This window comes from Hominimerdicola alba 8 (assembly GCF_000178155.2).
GTDB classification, from domain to species: Bacteria; Bacillota; Clostridia; order Oscillospirales; family Ruminococcaceae; genus Hominimerdicola; species Hominimerdicola alba_C.
The window spans coordinates 1-1,816 of record NZ_ADKM02000126.1 but is presented as its reverse complement, the minus strand read 5'-3'; the positions used below and the strand labels follow the sequence as shown (position 1 = coordinate 1,816).

1 protein-coding gene is annotated in these 1,816 nt (G+C 41.9%); it reads left to right on the top strand.

The genetic code is table 11. From position 1 onward, the window contains the following. Positions 1–129 precede the first annotated feature (129 nt). Complete coding sequence (locus CUS_RS15805) at positions 130–1,668, top strand: IS1182 family transposase (protein ID WP_037277755.1); 1,539 nt, start codon at positions 130–132, stop codon at positions 1,666–1,668. Positions 1,669–1,816 lie beyond the last annotated feature (148 nt).

The following is a 1,816-nucleotide window of genomic DNA, read 5'->3' as shown; positions in this document are numbered from 1 at the left end:
GAGGCTGTTGCAGCCCCAACAAAGAAAAAGACGCCTGACACACCAAAAAGGTAGTGCCAGGCGTCTCATTTTGTGGTATAATATAATTGCAAAAAAACATTAAACCAACGAAAGGATTGTACCACAAAAATGAGAAATTGTCAAGTGCGTCTTAACATGAATTATGAGATCTACATCGAAGAAAGCTCACCTGTCAGAGTATTGAGCAATGTTATAGATGAGATCTATCAAAAAGAAGAATACACGATAGTAAGCAAGTGGAATGGCGCCATACCCGAGGATATCATGATGAAGATACTCATCTACGGCTACATGAACGACTCTTTTTCAAGCCGTAAGATCGAACAGCTCTGCAAAAGGGATATTCATTTCATGTGGCTTCTCGATGGCTTTGGAGCTCCGGATCACAGCACTATCTCACGATTCCGTCAGAAAATGGGAGAACAGATCGAGCGTGTATTTTACGCTGTTGTAAAGTATCTTTTGAATATGAAAGAGATAAGCGGCGAGAACCTGTTCATTGATGGCACAAAGATCGAAGCTAATGCAAACAGATATACATTCGTCTGGAAAAAGGCGGTCTCAAAAAACGAGCAGAAACTTCGTACCAAACTGCCTGAGATACTTGATGAGATAAAATATGCTTATGGTGTGAGATCCCCCGAAAATACAGGAGTATCGGATATGATCTCGACCCTGTCATCTCTTATGATAAAATTCGGTATTAAACGAGTTTACGGAAAAGGACATCATAAATCAGTATATCAGAAAGCTCTTGAAAAGCTCGAAGAATATGCTGAAAAAATGGCTCTTTATGAGCACTACAACAGCCTTTTTGATGGAAGAAACAGCTTTTCAAAGACAGATACCGATGCAACTTTTATGCGTATGAAGGACGATCACATGAGAAACGGTCAGCTGAAACCGGGGTATAATATCCAGTCGGCGGTCGAGGGTGAATACATCGTAGGTTTAGACGTTTCAAGCGAACGGAGCGACGTAAATACGCTGATCCCGTTTCTGTCAAAGCTTAACAGTCTTGAGTTGTTTGTGTTGAAAAACATCATCTGCGATGCAGGCTATGAGAGCGAGGAAAACTATCTTTATCTCAGATCACATAATATGACCTCATACATAAAACCCGTAAATTATGAGCAGAGCAAAAAACGAAACTTCCGTACAAAATACGGCAGACCCGAAAATATGGAATACCATGAAATGGGCGATATTTTCGTATGCAAAGCCGGCAGGATACTTTGGAGAGTCGGGACTAAACACGAAAAAAGCAAGACGGGATTCGTTTCGGAGAAAGCACTGTACAGATGTGAAAGCTGCGAAGGTTGTCCTCACAAACAGAACTGTACAAAGGCAAAGGGAAACAAAACACTTTCAGTCTCTCACAGATTCAAAGAACTGAGAGCAGAAAGCCTGGAAAACATAACGACCGAATTCGGAAGACAGCTCAGAATGAACCGAAGCATACAGGCTGAGGGCGTATTCGGAGTGCTGAAACAGGACTATGGTTTCAGAAGATTCCTGTGCAGGGGCAAAAACAACATCAGAACTGAGTTCCTTTTGCTGGGACTCGCATACAACATAAAGAAGCTTTTTGCTAAGATCTCAGAAAACCGACTTGGAATTTCTCTTTTTGAGTTGAAAACGGCATAAAAACCAGCAGAACATAACACCCCCGAGTCCTCTTTTCTGAAGAGGGCTTGGGGATGTGCGCACTTAAACAGCTTATTTCACCGGTTAATATGTTTTTTTACTCTGATGTTCGGATATGGTTAGAGGGTGCTGCGGTTGCAACAGCCTC

What these genes read in the sequence shown, in the direction of transcription:
- CUS_RS15805 (WP_037277755.1), top strand. Translation starts at nt 130, where the DNA reads ATGAGAAATTGTCAAGTGCGTCTTAACATGAATTATGAGATCTACATC.